At 48.8% G+C, this 2,337-nt stretch carries 1 protein-coding gene; it reads right to left on the bottom strand.

From position 1 onward, the window contains the following. Positions 1-11 precede the first annotated feature (11 nt). Entirely contained in the window at positions 12-2,294 is a 2,283-nt protein-coding gene (gene fabD / locus OL444_RS20860; protein ID WP_264729988.1) for an ACP S-malonyltransferase, read from the bottom strand. Positions 2,295-2,337: the final 43 nt, after the last annotated feature.

Raw genomic sequence — 2,337 nt, forward strand, 5'->3', positions numbered from 1 at the left:
TTTAGTTTTAATCAATTGTTTATATGCAAAAGTGTTTCTTTCAATAGCTGTGCGGCGGCTTCCATCATCCGGATGCCAATTTCATCCACATGCCGGTTACGCCAGTTTTCCAGCGCTGTACCTTTTACCCATTGGTTAAAGGCGCCTAACGCCGGTCCTGTCTGAATCTGGAAGTTTACTTTATGATCGATATTTCCTTCCAACGCCAGTTTCGCACTATAGTCGAAGTACCAGCGAAAGACGAGGGCCATTTTATTTTTCGCATGTTGTTCCGCCCGCGTGATTTCTGCCTGTTCTCCTTTGCTGTTTAAATGTGTTTTGATGTCCTCCCACATGGCGGCCAGCGGCTTATTGAAGCAGCTCTTCTCCAATTGGGCAATTGTTTTGGCGGGTATATCTTCCAGTGATTCATACTGGTTATAGAGCGTAAATAATTTATTGGCTCTCGATGGAAACAATACTCCCTTCTTCAATACCTGCACCTTCGCGCCTATTTCAAACAGGTCGCCGGAAGGCGCGTAATCCGTATCCTGCACATTTATATCCTGCAACAGGTCTTTCACAGTATCACTTGTTGCTGCTTCTACGGTACATTGATTAACTGAACCTGTGAGTACGAAGTCGGCGCCCATCAGATAAGCACATGCAATTGCCTGCGGGGTACCGATACCTCCTGCCAGTCCGGTTCTGATGGCAGTAGTATACTGATATGCCGCCTGCAGATCGCTTCTTAGCCGTTGAATGGCCGGTAACAATACCATCGCGATTCCTCTGTCTGTATGTCCGCCTGAATCGGCTTCCACGCATATATCATGGCTCATCGGCACCTGACCGGCCAACGCTGCCTGCGCTGCTGTGATACGTTTTTCTTCCAGCAGTTTATTGATTATTTTTTCCGGCGCCGGCCGCATAAATATTTCGGCTACTTCCGGTCTGGATACCTTGGCTATTATTCTGTGGTCACACACCACTTTACCCTGCTCATCTTTCCGCAATCCGGTTAACCGGTAATACACCAATGAGGACGTTATCTGCATATAGCCGGCTGCTTCTATGTTTTTGATACCATGTTCCAGAAAGAGATCCACGGTGATCATTTCTGATGCCGGGTCTGTCAGCTGATGCAATAAATTCATGCCGTAAGCTTTCCCTGCAGCCAGCTTACTTTGAATATACCGGATGTTGGCTGCGATGACGGACGAGGAAAGGCCACCGGTACCCAGGAAGCCTATCATGCCGGCATTAGCCATGCGTACTACCATTTCTTTGGAGGCCACACCACCGTACATCGCCCCGGCTACATACGTATATGTTACGCCATAATCATCCCGGAAAGCCTGGCTACCCAGCCGGGCCGACAAGTCAGCCGGTATCACCGCTGTGGTGGCAGCAACGGGAACATCAGGCGTCGTGATGGCTACGGGTTGTATCGGTGCTGTGTCTGTTGTTTCCAGCGGCGTACATTTCTCCAGAATTTCATTGACCATTTTGGTCAGCACCTTGCCGCCCACTTCTTCATAAGTGGCGACGCCTTTCCCCATCAATACACGGATCGTATCTGTCCACTGTACAGAGCTTTGAATCTGCCGGCTTAACAAGGCTGCAATCTGATGATCGGCATATACGGCTGCTGTGGCATTTGCGATCACAGGTATTGTAAGCGGAGAGAAAGTAAACTGCCGGAGGAATACCGAAAATTCATCGGCCGCGGGTTGCATGTACCGCGAGTGAAAGGGTGCACTGACAAACAACAACACCGCTTTGGTCCCTTTGGATTCAAAGTACTTCACTGCTTTGTCGATTGTTTGCTGCGGACCGGCAATCACAGTTTGCGTAGGGGTGTTATAGTTAGCCACATCAATATCCGTATAACCTTCTTCCAGCAACTGTTCTTTAACAGCAGCTGCACCGATGCCCAGGATGGCCGCCATCCCACCACCACTGGCTGCGGCCATCAATGCACCTCTTTTTTGTACCAGCCGTAGGCCCGTTTCAAAATCAAAAGCGCCAGCCGCCAGCAAGGCATTATATTCGCCCAAACTATGGCCCAGCAAATAATCCGGACGATCATTACTTTCCTGCCGGTAATACTGCAGGGCGTTCACCACATACAATGCCGGCTGGGTATAAGCGGTTTGTCCCAGTAACCGGTTGGGATCTTTGACGCACAGTTCGGCGATATCATACCCTAATATTTCATTGGCCAGTTGTGTCTCTTTATCAAACAGCGGGAACAAATCCTTACCCATTCCCTTGTATTGTGAGCCCTGTCCGGGAAACATGATTGCTTTCATACTTTTAAAGAATACAGATGAACGATTATTTTTTTTGAGGGAA

Origin of the sequence: Chitinophaga nivalis, assembly GCF_025989125.1 — a bacterium.
Lineage (GTDB): Bacteria > Bacteroidota > Bacteroidia > Chitinophagales > Chitinophagaceae > Chitinophaga > Chitinophaga nivalis.